Origin of the sequence: Undibacterium sp. TJN25 (assembly GCF_049339885.1) — a bacterium.
Classification (GTDB): domain Bacteria; phylum Pseudomonadota; class Gammaproteobacteria; order Burkholderiales; family Burkholderiaceae_D; genus Undibacterium.
In genome coordinates, this window is sequence record NZ_JBMPPM010000027.1 from 1 (window position 1) to 1,447 (window position 1,447).

General features: G+C 60.7%; 1 protein-coding gene. It reads right to left on the reverse strand.

Annotated features, from left to right (window positions below):
* On the reverse strand, nucleotides 1–1,415 hold a 1,415-nt coding region (locus ACO0LO_RS28890; protein ID WP_422969984.1), incomplete at its 3' end, for an NAD(P)(+) transhydrogenase (Re/Si-specific) subunit beta.
* Nucleotides 1,416–1,447: the final 32 nt, after the last annotated feature.

Consider the following 1,447-nt stretch of genomic DNA (forward strand, 5'->3'; position numbering starts at 1 on the left):
ACCTTCTTGGCATCGCCAAACACCATCATGGTCTTGTCCATGTAGAACAACTCATTGTCCAGCCCGGCATAACCGGACGCCATCGAGCGCTTGTTGACCACGATCGTCTTCGCTTTATAGGCCTCCAGAATCGGCATGCCCGCAATCGGCGATTTCGGGTCCTTGGCTGCAGGGTTGACCACGTCATTGGCGCCCAAGACCAGCACCACGTCGGCCTGGCCGAATTCGCTGTTGATGTCTTCCATCTCAAACACCTGGTCGTACGGCACTTCGGCCTCGGCCAGCAGCACGTTCATGTGGCCCGGCATGCGGCCGGCAACCGGGTGGATCGCATATTTGACGGTGATGCCCTTGTGCGTCAGTTTCTCGGTCAGCTCTTTCAAGGCATGCTGCGCACGCGCCACCGCCAGGCCGTAGCCGGGAACGATGATGACGGTTTCGGCATTGCCCAGCAGAAACGCCACATCGTCGGCAGAGCCGGATTTGACATTGCGCTGCGCCTGGCCGCCGGCCGCTGCTTCTGCCGGTGCGCCGCCAAAGCCGCCCAGGATCACATTGAAGAATGAACGGTTCATTGCCTTGCACATGATATAGGACAGAATCGCGCCGGATGAGCCGACCAGGGAGCCGGCAATGATCAGCATCGAGTTGTTGAGCGAGAAACCGATGCCTGCTGCGGCCCAGCCGGAATAGCTGTTCAACATCGACACCACGACCGGCATGTCGGCGCCGCCGATCGGGATGATGATCAGCACGCCCAGCACAAAGGCAATCGCCGCCATCAGCACATAGGGGATCCAGGCCGGTTCAGTGCCGGGGGCGAAGCAGAAGATCAGGCCGAAACCGATCATGGCGACGGCCAGCAGCAGGTTCAGCCAGTGCTGGCCGGCAAAGCTGACCGGCGCACCCTGGAACAGACGGAACTTGTATTTGCCCGACAGCTTGCCGAAGGCGATCACCGATCCGGAGAAGGTGATGGCGCCGACGAAGGTGCCGATGAAGAGCTCCAGGCGGTTGCCGAAAGGAATCGCTTCGAAGCGGCCGGTGATATTAAAGATCCACGGTTCCGACACCACCGATACGGCGATACAGACGGCGGCCATGCCGATCAGCGAGTGCATCGCGGCGACCAGCTCCGGCATTTTTGTCATCTCCACGCGTTTGGCCAGGATGGCGCCGATACCGCCGCCGACGACCACGCCGAGCACGACCAGGCCATAGCCGAGGCCGGAGCCGGAAGCTTCGCCTTTCAGCTTGACGATCAATGCGATGGTGGTGGCGACTGCCAGCGCCATGCCGATCATGCCAAAGGCATTACCGCGCCGTGCGGTGGAGGGGTGGGATAAACCCTTCAGCGCCTGGATGAAGCAGACCGAGGCGATCAGGTATAACAAGGTCACCAGATTGAGGCTCATTATTTATCCTCCTTGTGCGCGGGCGCCTTGGA